We start from the raw sequence: 19,176 nt of genomic DNA on the forward strand, positions 1-19,176 counted from the left end.
CCGAAAGTCTGAGCATCAAAATTTGAAGGGAACCATGCTATACTCTACTCATGGAAAGGAGGTAAATAATTATGGCAGAAGGGAATTTAAATGCAATTCGCACGTATATTGAAGAAATTAACGATTTGAGTTTGTTGGATCAACTAGATGCGCTAATTATCGAGCGTCGCAAAGTATTGGTGGATGGTCAGAAGAATACAGATTAAATCTTTCGGTCAATTGAGAGCAGATGATAATTACTAGTGGTTGACAAATGCATACAAAATTTCTAAAATTATATCTTGTGGTAGATAAACTACCAAAGTGATTCCGAATTAGCTCAGTTGGTAGAGCACACGACTGTTAATCGTGCTGTCGTCGGTTCGAGCCCGACATTCGGAGTGAATTAGAATTAAACTCACAGAAATGTGAGTTTTTTTGTATATGAAAAAACATTTAAACTGTTTAAGGATGTCAACATGTGACCCAGAATGATTTTTTAAAATGGTATCTCGGAGATTAGGTGAACAAACAAGCACGTATGTCGTTGAATGTCTTTTAAATAAGGTATAATAACAGTATATTTTTAGCATGGCATGACTGGTCAAAAAGGTGGTGGCGAGATGCGGACAATAACATTGAATAACGGCGTTGAAATGCCGATGATTGGATTTGGTACTGACATTAGTGGTGATTTGACAGCACTTGAACCGACGTTAACGTTAACTATTCAGGCAGGGTATCGATTATTTGACACTGCAGCAAGTTACGGGAATCAAAGACAATTAGGACAATTTTTTTCAACCGCTGGGATTCCACGTGACGAGTTGTTTATCACATCGAAGGTGGCACAAACGGAGCAGGGCTATCAACAGACGTTGGCTGCATTTGAGGCAACGACGCAGGCTTTGCAGACCGATTATTTAGATTTATATCTCGTGCATTGGCCAAAATATGGCCCATTTTTTGAGACCTGGCGCGCACTAGAAACGTTATACCGAGCAGGTAAAGTACAGGCAATTGGTGTTTCAAACTTTGAAAGTCATCATCTGGATCGGTTGTTAACGCAGGCGACGATTATGCCGGCTATCGATCAAGTTGAAACGCATCCATATTTTAATCAACACGTTTTACATGAATATTTAACAACCTTGGGGATTTATCATCAAGCATGGTCACCTTTAGGTCGTGGTCAAGTACTGCATGATCCAGTTATTGCAAAAATCGCGGAACGTTATCAGGTATCAGTGGCACAAATTATTTTGGCATGGCATTTACAAAAAAATGTGGCGATTATTCCAAGCACAACGCATGCAGAGCGCATACAAGAGAATTTAAACCTTGACTTTCAATTGACAGTCAAAGATATGGCAAAGATTGATGCTTTGCAGCGTGGCGAACGAATTATGGGTGCCCCAGACGAAAATTATATGGAAGATAAGTGGTAACATCATGGTCAAACAAGGCAGTTTTGCACAATCATCAAGCATTAAACAGCAGAAAAACTTCAGACGCCGACAGCCAGCAAAACAAATGAATCAAATTGATGACCAACAATTACATGATTTTTTACTCGTCCGTTATCATTTAACACAAAAGCATCAGCAAGCACCAATTGTACAAGAAACCATGAGCCGTTTTTTAGAAATGCTAATTAATGAAGGTGATAATGAGAATCATTGGCAATTGCAATCGTTAGTGACGTCATTGTTACAACGGATTGGCAACCAAGTGCCATGGCAATTCTATTATATTTTAGCGAGTGAATGGACAAAGTTTACCCACTTCTTAGTCAAAGAATTGCCAAGTGTGCCACTTGCACGGCGGAAAACCATTGATACACTGTCCACAGATCAGTTTCAAATGATATTGAAGCAACATTTAGCTATTAATTGGTTTATGGGTCAATATGCACAACAACCAGAACGGCTAGGTCAAGTGACAAGGGCTCAGATTGATGCGTTAGAACAAGGCATGAGTACGCCGGTTAATCAAATTGATTGGCAACGGGTGCAGAGTTTGTATAGCACTGTGCCATTGATAGAACCACAAAACGGAGAAGATGTGGCAGGATTGAAATGGTGGCAAACCTTACGGCAAATTAAAGTGTGAGTTTGATTGAGATGTCCGTTGATTTTTAATTGAGAGGATTAAAAACATTTTGTTTATCAGGCGGTCAGTGACCTTGATAGCGAGTTAATAATTTGTGATTTCAATAAAAATCAAAAAAATTAAATAGCTAAAAACGCTAATTAAAAGGGCTAAAATAGGTGGTTAATGAATTGTTCAAAAATTTAATTAGTAAAATAGATTGACATTTATTGTGGTACTTGGTAAGATATAAAAGTTGTTTAAGCCAAACGGGCGAAACATCTATGCGGATGTGGCGGAACTGGCAGACGCGCAGGATTTAGGTTCCTGTGTCCTTGTGACGTGCAGGTTCGATTCCTGTCATCCGCATTTATATCTATCAAGCCGACTTAGCTCAGTTGGCAGAGCACTTCACTAGTAATGAAGGGGTCGCTGGTTCGAATCCAGTAGTCGGCATTGGCTTGATAAATATGAACAGCCATATCAATATATTATGCACCTGTAGCGCAACTGGATAGAGTGTCTGACTACGAATCAGAAGGTTGCAGGTTCGAGTCCTGCCAGGTGCATCAATTAAACAAGAAAAAAGAGATCGGCATAGCTGGTCTCTTTTCTTATCGTAAAAATGATTAAATCATTAGGTATTCTGTTGGTTTTCAATTATAATTAAGTCAAGATTGGTCAAAGGTTGACCAGAAAGGTGACGAGGTGGGGTAAATGGCGGATAAAAACATGTCAGATATCATCGAAGCTTATCTTTTGCAATTGATGGCTGAGGAAAAGTATGCTGAAATTCAACGTTCTGAACTTGCCCGCCGCTTTGCTGTTGTACCGTCGCAAATTAATTATGTTATTAATAGTCGTTTTTCGACGAAACGCGGATACATTGTTCAATCGAAACGTGGCGGTGGTGGTTACATTCGGATTGAGAAAGTTGCGATTCGACAAGAGCACGGGTGGTTAGATCAATTAATTGCTGAGGTAGGTCAACGGATTACACCGAGTGGCGCAAATGAAGTTGTTCATCTTTTATGTGCCGAACATCTCGTGACAGCGCATGAAGTCGAGTTAATTATGGCGATGCTCAATCGGGAAGCGCTAGATGTTGGAAATGTCGAGACTTCAGATGTGTTACGAGCACAGTTGCTCAAAAATTTATTGAATCGGTTGCGTTTTGATATTGCAAAGGAGTTTTAATTATGGCAAATGAATATACGGAGAGTGCCCAAAATGTCCTCGTTTTAGCTCAAGAACAGGCACGGTATTTTAAACACCAAGCGGTTGGAACGGAACATCTGTTATTAGCATTATTGATTGAACAAGATGGGATTGCAGGTAAGGTGCTTGGACAGTTTGGCGTTGAAACCGATGCTGTCCGTGAAGAGATTGAAGGATTTATCGGCTATGGCACTGTTTCAAGAGCTGAACATGGTTATCGGCCATATTCGCCCAAAGCAGCTGAAATCTTGGCCTTAGCAACAGCTGAAGCGAAACGTTTAAATGCAGGAAAAATTGGGACGGAGCATCTATTGCTAGCGTTAGTTTCTGACGAAGCGATTCTATCGTCTCGCATTTTAATGACATTGAATGTGAGTCCTTCAGAAGTACGACGGGCCATTTTGAAAAAGTTAGGGGTAGAGGAGCGTTCGCAATCGAAAGGACGTGGGCGTCAAAGAACGACACAAAAAGAAGTTGAAGGGACACCGACGTTAGATTCACTTGCACGCGACCTAACCGAACAAGCACGTGAAAATAAAATGGATCCGGTGATTGGTCGTTCCGCTGAAGTGAAACGCGTCATTCAAATCTTGTCACGTCGAACGAAAAATAATCCAGTTTTAATTGGTGAACCTGGTGTTGGGAAGACGGCGATTGCTGAAGGCTTGGCACAAAAAATCATTGCGGGGGATGTGCCAAATGATTTGGCTAATAAACGTTTGATGATGTTAGACATGGGTGCATTGGTTGCTGGTACGAAATATCGTGGTGAATTTGAAGATCGATTAAAAAAGATTATCGAAGAAATATACGTTGACGGGCAAGTCGTTCTATTCATTGATGAATTACACACGTTAATCGGAGCTGGTGGCGCTGAAGGTGCGATTGATGCATCAAACATTTTGAAACCGGCATTAGCACGAGGTGAATTGCAAACAATTGGTGCAACCACGTTAGATGAGTATCAAAAATATATTGAAACTGATTCAGCGCTCGAACGCCGGTTTGCACAAGTTCAGGTGAACGAGCCAAATGAAGCCGACGCGATTGAAATCCTAAAAGGATTGAAACCACGATATGAGCAACATCATCAGGTATCTATTTCAGATGATGCAATTATCGAGGCAGTTAAGTTATCGGTACGTTATATCTCTGACCGATTCTTACCTGATAAAGCAATTGATATTATGGATGAGACGGCGGCTAAGGTTCGAATTGATCGGACTGGTCATCAGACACCAATTGCCAAAATTGAACAAAAGCTCAATGCCTTGCGGGATGAAAAAGACCAGGCAATCGAAAAACTGGATTTTGAATTAGCTGCACAGCTAAGAAAAAAGGAAATGGCACAAAAGAAACGCTTGGATAAGTTTCAAACGCAACAAGCAATGGATGCTAAATATGAACTTGAGGTAACCGCTGAGGATATTGCTGAAGTCGTTTCGGAACAAACGGGTATTCCATTGACGCAAATGGAAAAAAGCGAACAAGCCCGTTTATTGAATTTGGAACATGTCTTACATGAACGAGTTGTTGGACAAGATGAAGCAATATCGGCGATTGCACGTTCTATTCGTCGTGCCCGTTCAGGACTCAAGGATCCCAACCGACCAATTGGTACATTTATGTTCTTAGGGCCAACTGGAGTTGGTAAAACTGAGTTGGCAAAGGCGTTGGCGGCAGCGATGTTTGGCTCAGAAGATAATATGATTCGGGTTGATATGTCAGAGTATATGGAAGCCTATTCAACAAGTCGCTTAATTGGGTCGGCACCAGGTTACGTTGGCTATGATGAAGGCGGTCAATTGACGGAAAAGGTGCGTCGTAATCCATATTCAGTTTTGCTACTTGATGAAGCTGAAAAAGCCCATCCTGATGTTTATAATTTGATGTTGCAGGTCTTTGATGATGGCTATTTGACGGATTCTAAGGGACGTAAAGTTGATTTTAGAAATACGATTATTATTATGACATCTAATTTGGGTGCGACACGTTTACGTGATGAAAAATCAGTTGGATTTGGCGCAAATAATAATGTTGATGATTATGACAAAATGAATGCTGTCGTTCGTAAGACGCTTAAGGAAGCATTCCGACCAGAGTTTATTAATCGAATTGATGAGGTCGTTGTTTTCCGAGCCTTAAACAAGCAAGAGTTACATCAAATTGTTAAGATTATGGCGACGGCCATGTTGAAACGTGTGGCAGAACAAGGCTTTACAGTTAAGATTACTGCAGCAGCAATTGATTTGGTAGCTGAAGCTGGCTTTGATCCGGAATATGGGGCACGCCCAATTCGCCGAGCTTTGCAGCAGAAGGTGGAAGATCGGTTAAGTGAAGAGTTGTTGGCGGGCAAAATCACAATGAATGATATCGTCACGATTGGGGCGAAAAAGGGTGAAATTACCGTCAATGTAAAACCAAAAGTGGTGCAAAATGCGTCACTTCCACAAGCATAATGCATGATGAACAAAACGATTAGTAAAAACTAGTTGTTTTGTTTTTAAGATGAGTGGTAAATGGCATTTGAATCCCGAGCAATCGGGTGTTGACACTTGAAAAAACACGCAAAATCTGATATATTATTATTAGTTTAACTGTGTATTTTAAAAGGGTGTTTAGGAAATATTGTCCCTAAATGCCCATATAGCAAGGATAATAGCGATTCGAAATAAAAGAGCGCTATTATCTTTTTTGCGCTTAAAAACAGGTAAAATACACACTTTGTAACTAAATTGTAATATTTTACTTGGTACGCAGTGACCAAAATTTAAGTGAGGTGGAAAACTTGGCAGAACATCATTTAGTTAAATATGGTAAGCACCGAGTTCGTCGTTCATATGCGCGAATTAAGGAAGTGTTAGATTTACCAAATTTGATTGCAATTCAAAAAGATTCATATGATTGGTTTATGGACGAGGGATTGAGTGAAATGTTTAACGACATTTTGCCAATCGAAGACTACCAAGGTAAGCTCACCCTGGAATTCGTTGATTACAAGTTAAAAGATGAGAAATACTCTGTTGAAGAAGCACGTATGCACGATGCAAATTATTCAGCACCGTTGGAAGTCACACTACGTTTAACGAATCATGAAACGGGTGAAATCCAAGAAGATGCCATCTTCTTTGGTGATTTTCCAAAGATGACACCAAGTGGTACGTTTATCATTAATGGTGCCGAACGTGTCATTGTTTCGCAATTAGTACGTTCGCCAGGTGTCTACTATAATGTCGAAAATGATAAAAATGGTCGCCCACATTATGGGACAACATTTATTCCATCTCGTGGTGCATGGCTTGAATATGAGACAGATGCTAAGGGCTTGAGTTATGTTCGTATTGATCGGACTCGTAAGTTGCCAGTGACTGAGTTAGTACGTGCTTTGGGATATGGCTCAGACCATGAAATTTTGCAAATTTTGGGTAATCAATACGATTCAATTAACCTAACTTTGGAAAAAGACGTTCATAAAGATATGAATGATTCTCGTGTTGAAGAAGCTTTGAAGGACATCTTTGAAAAGCTTCGTCCAGGAGAGCCTAAGACGGTTGATGCGTCACGTAACTTGTTGGACGCACGTTTCTTTGACCCTAAGCGTTATGATCTCGCGCCTGTTGGTCGTTACAAGATTAATAAGAAATTGGCGCTAGAGAATCGTTTGCTTGGTTTGACTTTGGGTGAGACTTTGGCTGATCCAGAAACTGGTGAAGTTCTAGCCGCCAAGGGAACAGTAATTGATAAGAAGGTTTTGGGAACACTAAAGCCATTCCTACAAAATAATGCGTTTAAGACGGTGACTTACACACCATCTGATGACGCAGTTGTGACAACACCAATGGTTTTGCAAACGATTCTTGTTGAAGATCCTTCTGATCCAGAAAACGTTTTGCCAATTATTGGTAATGGTCAAATTGATGCTGGTGTTCGGACGGTACAACCAGCTGACATTATTGCTGGTATGAATTATTTCCTTAACTTGCCATATGGTATTGGAAATGTTGATGACATTGATCACTTGGGTAACCGTCGTATTCGACGCGTTGGGGAATTGCTCCAAAACACTTTCCGCATTGGACTTACACGAATGGAACGTGTTGTTCGTGAACGAATGACAACACTTGACCCTGAAACTGTTAAGCCACAACAACTGATTAATATTCGACCTGTTGTTGCTGCTGTGAAAGAATTCTTTGGTTCATCACAATTGTCACAATTCATGGATCAAACTAATCCTTTGGGTGAATTGACTAACAAGCGCCGTTTGTCGGCCTTGGGACCTGGTGGATTGACACGTGACCGTGCGGGATATGAAGTGCGAGACGTGCACTATACGCACTATGGACGTATGGACCCAATTGAAACGCCTGAAGGACCAAACATTGGATTGATTAATTCATTGGCCACTTATGGAAAAGTTAACAAGTATGGCTTCATAGAAACACCATATCGTCGTGTGTCATGGAAAGATCACAAAGTGACTGACCGGATTGATTTCTTAACTGCCGATGAAGAAGATAATTTCACGGTTGCGCAAGGAAATTCGGTCTTGAATGAAGATGGTTCATTTGCAACGGAAACAGTTTTGGCTCGTCGTGGTGATGATAATATTGAAGTTTCAATTGACCAAGTCGACTACATGGACGTTTCACCAAAGCAAATTGTTGCGGTTGCCACAGCGGCTATTCCATTTTTGGAAAACGATGACTCAAATCGTGCCTTGATGGGTGCCAACATGCAACGTCAAGCTGTGCCATTGATCAATCCACATGCCCCACTTGTTGGAACTGGAATTGAATATAAAGCAGCGCATGATGCCGGCGTGGCAATCATTGCCGCACACGCTGGAACTGTTGAATATGTTGATGGACGTGAAATTCGTATTCGTCGTGAAGATGGTGCACTAGACACGTACAAGTTAATGAAGTTCCGTCGTTCAAATGCAGGAAAGAATTACAACCAACGACCAATCGTGCAAGTCGGCGATGCTGTTGATGTTGATGAAGTTTTGGCTGATGGACCATCAATGGAACAAGGTGAATTGGCTTTGGGACAAAACCCATTGATTGCCTTTATGACTTGGCAAGGATATAACTTCGAAGATGCGATCATTATTAATGAACGTTTGATTCGCGATGACGTGTATACGTCAATTCACATTGAAGAATATGAATCAGAGGCGCGTGATACAAAGCTTGGCCCTGAAGAATTTACACGTGAAATTCCAAATACGGGTGAAGAACAACTTCGTAATCTTGACGAAGATGGGACAATCCGGATTGGAGCTGAAGTTGAAGATGGCGACATCCTAGTTGGTAAAGTTACGCCAAAGGGTGTCACTGAATTATCAGCTGAAGAACGTCTGCTACATGCTATCTTTGGTGAAAAAGCACGCGAAGTACGTGATACGTCATTGCGTGTCCCTCACGGTGGTGGCGGTGTCGTACAAGATGTCCGTATTTTCACGCGTGAAAATGGTGACGAATTAGCACCAGGTGTTAACCGAATGGTTCGTGTTTATATCGCCCAACGTCGTAAGATTCAAGTGGGTGACAAGATGGCCGGACGTCATGGAAACAAGGGTACTGTTTCAGTCATTGTGCCATCTGAAGATATGCCATTTATGCCAGATGGAACGCCAATCGACATTATGTTGTCACCAATGGGTGTGCCTTCACGTATGAACATTGGACAAGTGCTTGAATTGCATTTGGGAATGGCTGCACGTGAGCTTGGTATTCACATTGCTTCGCCTGTCTTTGACGGGGCGCGTGATTCTGATATTTGGGAAGCTGTTAAGGAAGCTGGATTACCCTCTGATGGTAAGACAATCTTGTACGATGGTCGTACAGGAGAAGCCTTCGACAAGCGTGTTTCAGTTGGAATTATGCACTATATGAAGTTGGCCCACATGGTTGACGACAAGATCCACGCACGTTCAATTGGCCCTTACTCATTGGTTACACAACAACCTTTGGGTGGTAAGGCACAATTCGGTGGACAGCGTTTCGGAGAAATGGAAGTTTGGGCCTTGGAAGCATATGGGGCTGCACATACCTTGCAAGAAATTTTGACTTACAAGTCTGATGATGTCATCGGCCGTGTTAAGACATATGAAGCGATTGTTAAGGGTGAACAAATTCCAAAGCCTGGTGTGCCAGAGTCATTCCGCGTGCTTGTTAAAGAATTGCAAGCTTTGAGTTTGGATATGAAGGTGCTTGATGGTAATGATCGTGAAATTGAGCTACGTGAAATGGATGATGATGACTCAGTTGTCAATATCGAGGTTGCCACAGCTCAAGCACAACGGTTAGCGCAAGAATTTGCAGCTGAAGGTGAAACAGCCAAAGCTAGCGACGCTGAGTAATGTTTGAGAATTAAACTTACATTGTATATAGGATCTAACTGAAAGGGGTCATAACATTGATTGATGTCAATAAGTTTGAAAGCATGCAAATTGGTTTGGCTAGCCCAGACAAAATTCGTAGCTGGTCTTATGGTGAAGTAAAAAAGCCTGAGACAATCAATTACCGGACACTTAAGCCGGAAAAAGATGGTTTGTTTGACGAACGTATCTTTGGGCCAACTAAAGATTATGAATGTGCCTGTGGTAAGTACAAGCGAATCCGTTATAAGGGAATCGTTTGTGATCGCTGTGGAGTTGAGGTGACTTCTGCCAAGGTACGTCGTGAACGTATGGGGCATATCGAATTAGCTGCACCAGTTTCACACATCTGGTACTTTAAGGGAATTCCTTCACGTATGGGACTTGTCTTGGACATGTCACCTCGTCAATTAGAAGAAGTGATTTACTTCGCGTCTTACGTTGTAACTGATGGTGGGGATACACCGCTTGTTGCTAAGCAACTATTGTCAGAACGTGAATATCGTGAAAATAAAGCGCAATATGGTAACCAATTTGAAGCTAAAATGGGTGCTGAAGCAGTTAAAACTTTGCTAGCAAACGCTGATTTAGAAGGCGAAGTTGAGCAATTAAAAGCTGACTTGCGTGAAGCTACTGGTCAAAAACGTATTCGTGCGGTTCGCCGTTTGGATATTATTGAGGCCTTTGTTAAATCTGGTAATAAGCCAGAGTGGATGGTGATGGATGTCATTCCTGTCATTCCACCTGATTTGCGACCAATGGTTCAATTGGAAGGTGGTCGTTTTGCCACATCTGATTTGAATGATTTGTACCGTCGTGTCATCAACCGTAACAATCGTTTGAAGCGTTTGCTTGAATTAAATGCACCTGGTATTATCGTGCAAAATGAAAAGCGTATGTTGCAAGAAGCGGTTGACGCGTTGATTGATAATGGTCGTCGTGGTCGACCAGTGACTGGGCCAGGAAATCGGCCATTAAAGTCATTGTCACATATGCTAAAGGGTAAGCAAGGACGTTTCCGTCAGAACCTACTTGGAAAGCGTGTTGATTACTCTGGTCGATCAGTTATTGACGTTGGTCCTTTCTTGAAGATGAATCAAATGGGGTTGCCACGTCAAATGGCAATGGAATTGTTCCGACCATTCATCATGAAAGAATTAGTTGCGCGTGACCTTGCGGGCAATATTCGTGCCGCAAAACGTAAAATTGATCGTAAAGATGATGATGTAATGGACGTTTTGGAAGACGTGATCAAAGAGCACCCAGTGCTTTTGAACCGCGCACCAACGTTGCACCGTCTTGGAATTCAAGCATTTGAACCAGTTCTTGTTTCGGGTAAAGCCATGCGTTTGCACCCACTTGTAACTGAAGCTTATAACGCCGACTTTGACGGTGATCAAATGGCCATTCACTTGCCTTTGTCTGATGAAGCGCAAGCTGAAGCGCGTCTTTTGATGTTAGCTGCTGGGCACATTTTGGCACCTAAGGATGGAAAGCCAATCGTTGCGCCATCACAAGACATGGTTATTGGAAACTACTACCTAACGACAGAAGAAGCTGGTCGTGAAGGTGAAGGTATGATTTTCAAGGACATCAATGAAGCGCGTACCGCCTTCCAAAACAAGTATGTGCATTTGCACACACGTGTTGGGGTGCAAACGTCATCATTTGATGAGCGTAAGCCATTCACGCCTGAACAACGTAACCGGATTATGGTGACAACTGTTGGAAAATTGATTTTCAATGACATTTTGCCAGTTGACTTCCCTTATCTAAATGAACCAACTGATGCTAATTTGCATGCGATTGATGACAAGTTCTTCTTAGAACCAGGTCAAGATATTCATGAATACATGGCAAATACAACCATTGTTGGTGCCTTTAAAAAGGGTTACTTGTCAGATATTATCGCCGAAGTCTACAAGATTTATAAAGTAACAGAAACATCATTGCTTTTGGATCGAATGAAAGATTTGGGATATGATGAATCGACTAAGTCAGGATTGACTGTTGGTGTTGCCGACGTGACTGACCTGAAAGAAAAGCCTGAAATTATTGCGGCTGCTCACGAGCAGGTTGCAACTGTTTCAAAGCAATTCCGTCGTGGCTTGATTACAGATGATGAGCGTTATAACCGTGTCATTGATATTTGGAATAAAGCAAAAGATGATATTACAACGAAGTTGATTGAACACTTTGAGCCAGACAACAACATCTTTATGATGTCGGATTCTGGTGCACGTGGAAACATTTCTAACTTCACCCAACTTGCTGGTATGCGTGGCTTGATGGCCGCACCTAACGGCAAAATCATGGAATTGCCAATTATTGCCAACTTCCGTGAAGGGCTATCTGTTTTGGAAATGTTCTTCTCAACTCACGGTGCTCGTAAAGGAATGACTGACACGGCCTTGAAGACGGCCGATTCAGGTTATCTAACACGTCGATTGGTTGACGTTGCACAAGACGTTATTATTCGTGAACTTGATTGTTTCACTGATCGTGGGCTAGATGTTTCAGCGATTATGAATGGTAACGAAGTTATCGAACCATTGTATGATCGTGTCTTGGGCCGTTATGCCCAAAAGACAGTTAAGAATCCTGAAACTGGCGAAGTCATCGTTAAGCATAACCAAATGATTGATGAAGATTTGGCTAAGGCCATTGATGCTGCTGGTGTTAAGACAGTTAATATTCGTTCAGCCTTTACTTGTAACAGTGAACACGGTGTTTGTGTTCACTGTTATGGTCGTAACATGGCAACTGGTGATGTGGTTGAAATCGGTGAAGCTGTTGGAACTGTTGCCGCACAATCAATCGGAGAACCTGGTACACAATTGACAATGCGTACTTTCCACACTGGTGGTGTTGCCGGAGACGATATCACACAAGGTTTGCCTCGTGTGCAGGAAATCTTTGAAGCACGTAACCCTAAGGGACAAGCTCAGATTTCTGAGGTTTCTGGAACAATCGAAAGCATTGAAGAAAATCCAGCTGATCACACAAAGGAAGTCACTATTAAGGGTGAAACTGACACCCGGACGTACACATTGCCAATGTCAGCACGTATGCGTTTTGCCGAAGGTGATCGTATTCACCGTGGTAATACCATTAACGAAGGATCAGCTGATCCTAAGGAAATGATTAAGGTGCGTGATACGCTTGCAACTGAAAACTATATTGTGGAACAAGTGCAACAAGTTTATCGGATGCAAGGTGTTGAAATTTCCGACAAGCATATTGAAGTTATGGCTCGCCAGATGTTGCGTAAGGTACGTGTCATGGATCCAGGTTCAACGGATCTTTTGCCTGGTACTTTATTGGATATTGCACAATTCCGTGATGCCAACGTGGATGCATTGAAGAACGGTGGATTGCCAGCAACGGCGCGTCCGGTTCTACTTGGTATCACTAAAGCATCATTGGAGACAAACTCATTCTTGTCAGCTGCATCATTCCAAGAAACAACACGTGTCTTGACTGATGCTGCTATCCGTGGAAAGAATGATCCATTGGTTGGTTTGAAGGAAAATGTTATCATTGGTAAACTTATTCCTGCCGGAACTGGTATGCCAGAATATCGTTCAGTTAAACCAAAGTTGGATGCAGATCCTATTGTGGTCGCAACTGAAGAGGGATCAAAGATTCCTTCAATTGCAGACATTGAAAACTCAATGAATCTATAATGGTTGGGGGTCGCCCCATTCTATTAATTGAATTCTAAAAAATAACCCCCATGAACTGACGTTAAGTCGAGTTCGTGGGGGTTATTTGTCTAAATTTTAAAACGTGAGTGATGGATCAAAGCCGTATTCGCTGGTAAGTCGATTAAATTGGACGCATTTGATTGAATGTGATGTTTGTACGAAAACTGTATTTCAAGCGTAAATGTACGACAAATGATATCATATGTGCTACAATCAAATCATGGTAGATAAAAAATATAATGGTTTAATTTCCCTAAGATTGAATGCAAATTTACATGCAGCGATCGTTCAAGCAGCAGAGAAGGAGGGACGAAGTGTTAATAACTATATCGCAACGATATTGACCCGCCATCTCGAGTCGGTCCAACCATCAAAATCGTCGTTTGAGCAACGACAGTTCGTTGGACGGACCGTTTCTGGTTCATTAATGACACCAGAAAATGGACTAATTCTAGTTGATGGTATTTATTATCGTTATCTGATTGAAGGAAATCAGGCGGTTGAACCGAAACGACAGTACGTTATTATTGAAGCAAATGGTAATGTATTGGTATTACGGCCATTTTAATCCGCAAAGGTAAGATTAAATAGGAGGTATTTTATCGTGGGGATGTTATGGGACTTTTTTGGGATAATCATGGCTGATTCGGACGTACCAACACAATTGTCTGTCAATCGACAGCGAAGTAATCAGAAAAATGAGCCCCAGCTAGAACAAAAGAAAATGATCCAAAAAGTACAGGCGCTACAACGAACGTCGCCAAATCAAAAGAGTCAGCAGCGTCGTCGTCAAAGTATGATGCGACCCAAAAGTAATACGTTATCTCAGATACGTCGGTTGCGTCGAGATGTGACGCTTGGCCCTTCATATCAAAAAAATGAGGCGACCAAAATTACGCATCAGTTAAAAGGTTGGTTAACTGAGGGTGTGCATAAACCTTGATTAACTATTAAATACAGAAAATAGAGGAAAAAATAATGCCGTTTGGAATCAAAATTGTTCCCCAAAATAATGTTGGGCTGCGTGAAACGTTAGGTAAATATACTGCAACTGTGGATTCGGGTCTGAAGTTTTATATCCCGTTAGTCCAAAAAATTCGGAATGTTAGTTTGGCTATGGAACCACTTCGGTTGCCGAATTATTCGGTGATTACAAAAGACAACGCGGATGTATCAGCTAGTGTAACTTTGAATTATCATGTGACCGATGCTGTGAAGTATATGTATGAAAATACGGATTCCGTTGAATCGATGGCGCAATTAGTGCGGGGGCATTTACGTGACATTATTGGTCGTATGGAATTGAATGAATCTTTGGGTTCAACTGCTAAAATTAATCAGGAATTGAGTATCGCAATTGGCGATTTGACGAATACCTATGGTATTAACGTAGATCGAATTAATATTGATGAATTAACACCATCACGTGCCATTCAAGAAGCGATGGATAAGCAATTGACGGCGGATCGTGAGCGGGTTGCAGCAATTGCCGCGGCTGAAGGACAAGCACGGTCAATTGACTTGACGACTAAAGCAAAAAATGACGCATTGATGTCGACTGCTAAGGCTGAAGCGGACGCAACTAAGACACGAGCTGATGCGGAAAAATATCGGATTGATAAAGTACAAGAAGCCTTACAATCAGCGAATGATAAGTATTTCCAAAATCAATCGATTAACGCGTTTGCTGAGTTAGGTAAGAATCCTGCGAATACGATTGTTGTACCGAGTGATAAAGCCGCTGAATTTGGTCAATTACCAGTAGTGGGTCAATTATTAGGCCAAGGTTTAAAAGATAATCAATAAAAAAATAAATGGTTGAACTGATTGTGTTCGGCCATTTTTCTTTGTTTGATTAGCGATGATGGGTTAAATTAACTACAAAAATTAAGAGGCACATTGCTAGCAATGGCAAAAAATCCCAGACATTGAGATGAAATGAATGGGGATATAAAATAAGTAAGAGTGATAGACCGAAGACCCAAAAGACAGCCAATAAGACCATTGGGAAAATTATTTGGAGATATTTCATATATTTTTCCTCACTGGCGTTAAAAGTGAATGAAATGCGAATGTTTCATTGTGTGATTGTGTTTTCTGTATGATAACATGGCGAAGTTTGAATGTTAAGATGGCAAAAAGTAAGTTAGACATTGACTATCTGGCGGTTTGGCGCAATAATGTTAAAAACAAATGAAAATAAGGTGATTAATATGACAGAAACGATTTTAGCATCGGAAGCGCCATTACTCAGTCAGTTGTTGGATACTTGGGTTGAAGTAAAAGACTCTAGTGATTTTTCAATTGCTACGTATGCCAATGCCGCTGCAGTTTTATTTGAGAATTTAACCCAGGTTAATTGGGCAGGCTTTTATCTTTATCATAAAGATATTGACGAACTTATCTTAGGCCCATTCGTCGGGAAAGCAGCTACGGTTCGGATTAAAGCGAACGAAGGTGTAGTTGGCCACGCTTTCTCAAATCAAACAACGGTGGTTGTTGACGATGTACATGCTTTTGACGGGCACATTGCATGTGACTTGGACTCGAACGCTGAGATTGTTATTCCCATTACCCGTAAAAATGGCGAACGGGTCGGTGTTTTAGATATTGATTCGGTGGCACTAAATCGTTTTTCAGCTGAAGACCAAGTTGATTTAGAGCATTTTGTACAAACACTATTAAAATATGTTTAATCTGACTTAAGCAACTTAAGGCAATCAATGATAATTTTCATTTTTTGACTTGACTTGCTTTTTTTGTGTTGTTTCCGTCAAATGCGCGTTAAAATTAATCTAGAAGCCTAGAAGCCTAGAAGCCTAGAAGCCTAGAAGCCTAGAAGCCTAGAAGCCTAGAAGCCTAGAAGCCTAGAAGCCTAGAAGCCTAGAAGCCTAGAAGCCTAGAAGCCTAGAAGCCTAGAAGCCTAGAAGCCTAGAAGCCTAGAAGCCTAGAAGCCTAGAAGCCTAGAAGCCTAGAAGCCTAGAAGCCTAGAAGCCTAGAAGCCTAGAAGCCTAGAAGCCTAGAAGCCTAGAAGCCTAGAAGCCTAGAAGCCTAGAAGCCTAGAAGCCTAGAAGCCTAGAAGCCTAGAAGCCTAGAAGCTTAGAAGCCTAGAAGCCTAGAAGCCTAGAAGCCTAGAAGCCTAGAAGCCTAGAAGCCTAGAAGCCTAGAAGCCTAGAAGCCTAGAAGCCTAGAAGCTTAGAAGCCTAGAAGCCTAGAAGTTGTAGCCACAGGGAGGTACAAGAGATGCAAGCGATTCAAATTAAAGCATTTGGCGGAGTTGATACGTTTGAAATGGTTGAGCAAAATAAACCAACTTTAAAACCAAAACAAGTATTGATTAAAAATGTCGCCGTAGCAATTGATCCTTATGATGTGAAGTTTGTGATGGGGTTAATGGGTGAGGCCGATAAATTACCGTTGATTCCTGGTTCGAGTGTAGTTGGAGAGATTGTAGCCGTTGGTGATGCTGTGACTGATTTTCAGATTGGGGATCGGGTAGCAGCAACACGACATTTACAAACGTATGCTGAGTATGTGCCTGTTGGTCAATCAGCTTTGGCTAAGGTACCAGACGGATTAGATAATGTGATAGCTGTGGCAGCAGTGTTGGGAGCTGCCACTGGCTATCAGATGATTGTCCGCGATTTAGCCGTTGAAGCTGGGCAGAAGATACTGATTCAAGGTGGTGCGGGACAAGTTGGCGCGATGGCAGTTCAAGTGGCACTTAATCGTGGGGCAGAAGTGTATGCCACAGCTAGCCCAGTTGATTTTGATTATTTGAAGTCGCTAGGCTCAGTCGTGCCAGTTGACTATCATACTGCGTACGAAAAAGAATTACATGATTTCGATGGCGTCTTAGATACTATTGGTGGCGATGTGGCACGTCAATCAGCTGAAATTTTAAAACCCGGGGGTAAGTTGCGAAATTTAACGACGATACCAGCAAACATTCAGCAATACGATATTGATGTTCAACACACTTATTTAGAAGGGCGTGGAGAGCTATTACAATCCTTATTAAACGATTTGGCTGCGCAACGGGTGACAATTCGTATCGGTGAAATTTTACCCTTTAATCGGGAAAATATGATGGCTGTGCATGCAAGAGCACGCCAAAAATCATTGGTTGGGAAAACAATTTTAACTTGGTTTTAAATCTAGTGTAATAGGGTCTTGCCAAGAGAAATATATTCCTATATATTAGTAAACAATACAATTTTAATTCAGATAGGCGTGACTTTAATTTTGTTTAGCGCTATCTGAAATAAATTGATTAAATATAAATATGAATGTTTAGTATAATCGTCGGGGAATGGTCGACGAGTTCCTACCTGCACCGAAACGCAGACTACTAAATGACTTTTGACACACCCATTCTTTTTGGTTGGGTGTGTTTTATTTTCTCCTCGGTAACGATTAGACCAAGCATTCATTCAAATTGAGGAGTCAAAAATTATGGATCAGGTCACAACCAAGCCAAGTGCGTTTCAATCAATGATTTTAGGATTACAGCACGTTCTTGCTATGTATTCGGGTGGTATATTAGTTCCCTTGTTGATTGGCGCAGCATTGCAATTTACCCCACAACAAATGACATATCTTATTTCAGCAGACATATTTATGACTGGAATTGGGACGTTGTTACAGTTAAAGACGACGCGATTGACAGGAATTGCGATGCCAGTGGTTTTGGGGTCGGCGATTCAGTCGGTTTCGCCATTGATAAATATTGGTGGGACCCTAGGCATTGGGGCGATGTATGGTGCAACGATTGCAGCTGGTATCTTTGTATTCATAATCGCGGGGCTGTTTTCAAAATTGCGCCACTATTTTCCACCGGTTGTAACGGGTTCATTGATTACAGTGATTGGTTTATCGTTGATTCCGGTTGCGGTAACTAAAATTGGTGGCGGTGATGTGACAGCTAAGAGCTTTGGTAATGGGACTGCGTTATCAATTGCCTTGGTCACAATTGTAGTGACAATTTTAATGACAATTTTAGCAAAAGGCTTTTGGAAATCAATTGCGATTCTAATCGGAATTGCCATTGGCACTTTGTATGCCGGAATGATTGGACAAGTGTCATTGGCATCAGTTGCCGAAGCATCATGGTTTCATTTGCCGTTACCATTTTTCATGGGTGCACCGACGTTCCATCTTTCAGCTATGGTGACGATGATGATTATTGCGTTAACGTCAATGATTGAATCAACAGGTGTCTATTTCGCCCTTGCTGATTTAACTGGTACGAAGTTGACCGAAAAAAGCATTGCTAAAGGTTATCGAGCTGAAGGTTTAGCTGTCATTTTGTCAGGCGTTTTCAATACCTTCCCATATTCGACCTTTTCACAGAATGTCGGGGTTGTTCGGCTTTCGGGTGTTCGTTCAAAACAGCCAATTTACTATGCGGCATTGATTTTGTTGTTGATTGGCCTTTTACCAAAGTTTGGTGCACTCGCAACGATTATTCCTGACCCGGTACTTGGTGGGGCAATGTTGATTTTATTTGGTACGATTGGTGTTCAGGGTACGACAATTATGCGTCAAGTTGATTTTGGTGCTGAACGTAATCTGATGATTGCAGCGCTTTCAATCGGAGCTGGAATCGGCATTACGGTCTATCCACAACTCTTCCAACATATGCCAACAATGTTAAAGATTGTGATTCAAAATGCGGTGGTTGTCACTGCTGTGCTTGCAGTTATATTAAATATTGTGTTACCAGGTAGAGATAAAATGTTGGAGAATATCGCTTAATTAGGCTATGAAATAGTATATAATATACTAATTAAAATA

General features: G+C 41.5%; 13 protein-coding genes, 4 tRNA genes and 1 riboswitch. All 17 genes read left to right on the forward strand.

Translation table 11 applies throughout. From position 1 onward, the window contains the following. Nucleotides 1-71: 71 nt before the first annotated feature. Complete coding sequence (locus H9L19_RS08380; protein ID WP_276509286.1) at nucleotides 72-206, forward strand: hypothetical protein; 135 nt, start codon at nucleotides 72-74, stop codon at nucleotides 204-206. 102 nt (nucleotides 207-308) lie between these two features. Next, nucleotides 309-381, forward strand: a tRNA-Asn gene (locus H9L19_RS04160). A gap of 194 nt (nucleotides 382-575) precedes the next feature. Beyond that, complete coding sequence (locus H9L19_RS04165) at nucleotides 576-1,427, forward strand: aldo/keto reductase (RefSeq protein ID WP_243198111.1); 852 nt, start codon at nucleotides 576-578, stop codon at nucleotides 1,425-1,427. Between the two features lie 4 nt (nucleotides 1,428-1,431). After that, nucleotides 1,432-2,091 carry a hypothetical protein gene (locus H9L19_RS04170; protein ID WP_187528475.1) on the forward strand — a complete coding sequence of 220 codons (660 nt, stop codon included), beginning with the start codon at nucleotides 1,432-1,434 and terminating at the stop codon, nucleotides 2,089-2,091. Nucleotides 2,092-2,356: 265 nt separating this feature from the next. Next, nucleotides 2,357-2,439 (forward strand) — tRNA-Leu (locus H9L19_RS04175). A gap of 14 nt (nucleotides 2,440-2,453) precedes the next feature. After that, nucleotides 2,454-2,526 (forward strand) — tRNA-Thr (locus tag H9L19_RS04180). Between the two features lie 39 nt (nucleotides 2,527-2,565). Further along, a tRNA-Arg gene (locus H9L19_RS04185) sits at nucleotides 2,566-2,639 on the forward strand. Between the two features lie 148 nt (nucleotides 2,640-2,787). Further along, nucleotides 2,788-3,267: a CtsR family transcriptional regulator gene (locus H9L19_RS04190; protein ID WP_187528476.1), complete on the forward strand. Its 480-nt coding sequence runs from the start codon at nucleotides 2,788-2,790 to the stop codon at nucleotides 3,265-3,267. Between the two features lie 2 nt (nucleotides 3,268-3,269). Next, nucleotides 3,270-5,747, forward strand: a complete 2,478-nt coding sequence (locus H9L19_RS04195; protein ID WP_187528477.1) for an ATP-dependent Clp protease ATP-binding subunit — start codon at nucleotides 3,270-3,272, stop codon at nucleotides 5,745-5,747. Between the two features lie 320 nt (nucleotides 5,748-6,067). After that, nucleotides 6,068-9,655, forward strand: a complete 3,588-nt coding sequence (gene rpoB / locus H9L19_RS04200) for a DNA-directed RNA polymerase subunit beta (RefSeq protein ID WP_476723325.1) — start codon at nucleotides 6,068-6,070, stop codon at nucleotides 9,653-9,655. A gap of 56 nt (nucleotides 9,656-9,711) precedes the next feature. After that, complete coding sequence (gene rpoC / locus H9L19_RS04205; protein ID WP_187528479.1) at nucleotides 9,712-13,359, forward strand: DNA-directed RNA polymerase subunit beta'; 3,648 nt, start codon at nucleotides 9,712-9,714, stop codon at nucleotides 13,357-13,359. A gap of 241 nt (nucleotides 13,360-13,600) precedes the next feature. Beyond that, complete coding sequence (locus tag H9L19_RS04210) at nucleotides 13,601-13,948, forward strand: toxin-antitoxin system HicB family antitoxin (RefSeq protein WP_187528480.1); 348 nt, start codon at nucleotides 13,601-13,603, stop codon at nucleotides 13,946-13,948. A gap of 36 nt (nucleotides 13,949-13,984) precedes the next feature. Beyond that, nucleotides 13,985-14,323, forward strand: coding sequence for a hypothetical protein (locus H9L19_RS04215; RefSeq protein WP_187528481.1), 339 nt, complete (start codon nucleotides 13,985-13,987; stop codon nucleotides 14,321-14,323). A 35-nt stretch (nucleotides 14,324-14,358) separates the two neighbouring features. Then, nucleotides 14,359-15,186 carry an SPFH domain-containing protein gene (locus H9L19_RS04220; RefSeq protein WP_187528482.1) on the forward strand — a complete coding sequence of 276 codons (828 nt, stop codon included), beginning with the start codon at nucleotides 14,359-14,361 and terminating at the stop codon, nucleotides 15,184-15,186. Between the two features lie 407 nt (nucleotides 15,187-15,593). Then, nucleotides 15,594-16,076, forward strand: coding sequence for a GAF domain-containing protein (locus H9L19_RS04225; RefSeq protein ID WP_187528483.1), 483 nt, complete (start codon nucleotides 15,594-15,596; stop codon nucleotides 16,074-16,076). A 547-nt stretch (nucleotides 16,077-16,623) separates the two neighbouring features. Next, on the forward strand, nucleotides 16,624-17,535 hold the full coding sequence (locus H9L19_RS04230) for an NADP-dependent oxidoreductase (RefSeq protein ID WP_187528484.1): 912 nt from the start codon (nucleotides 16,624-16,626) through the stop codon (nucleotides 17,533-17,535). A 119-nt stretch (nucleotides 17,536-17,654) separates the two neighbouring features. Continuing rightward, nucleotides 17,655-17,751, forward strand: a riboswitch (purine riboswitch). Between the two features lie 84 nt (nucleotides 17,752-17,835). After that, a complete protein-coding gene (locus tag H9L19_RS04235) occupies nucleotides 17,836-19,137 on the forward strand; it encodes a nucleobase:cation symporter-2 family protein (protein ID WP_187528485.1) in 1,302 nt (433 codons plus the stop codon). The last annotated feature ends 39 nt before the right edge of the window (nucleotides 19,138-19,176 follow it).

It is taken from the genome of Weissella diestrammenae, from assembly GCF_014397255.1.
GTDB lineage: Bacteria > Bacillota > Bacilli > Lactobacillales > Lactobacillaceae > Weissella > Weissella diestrammenae.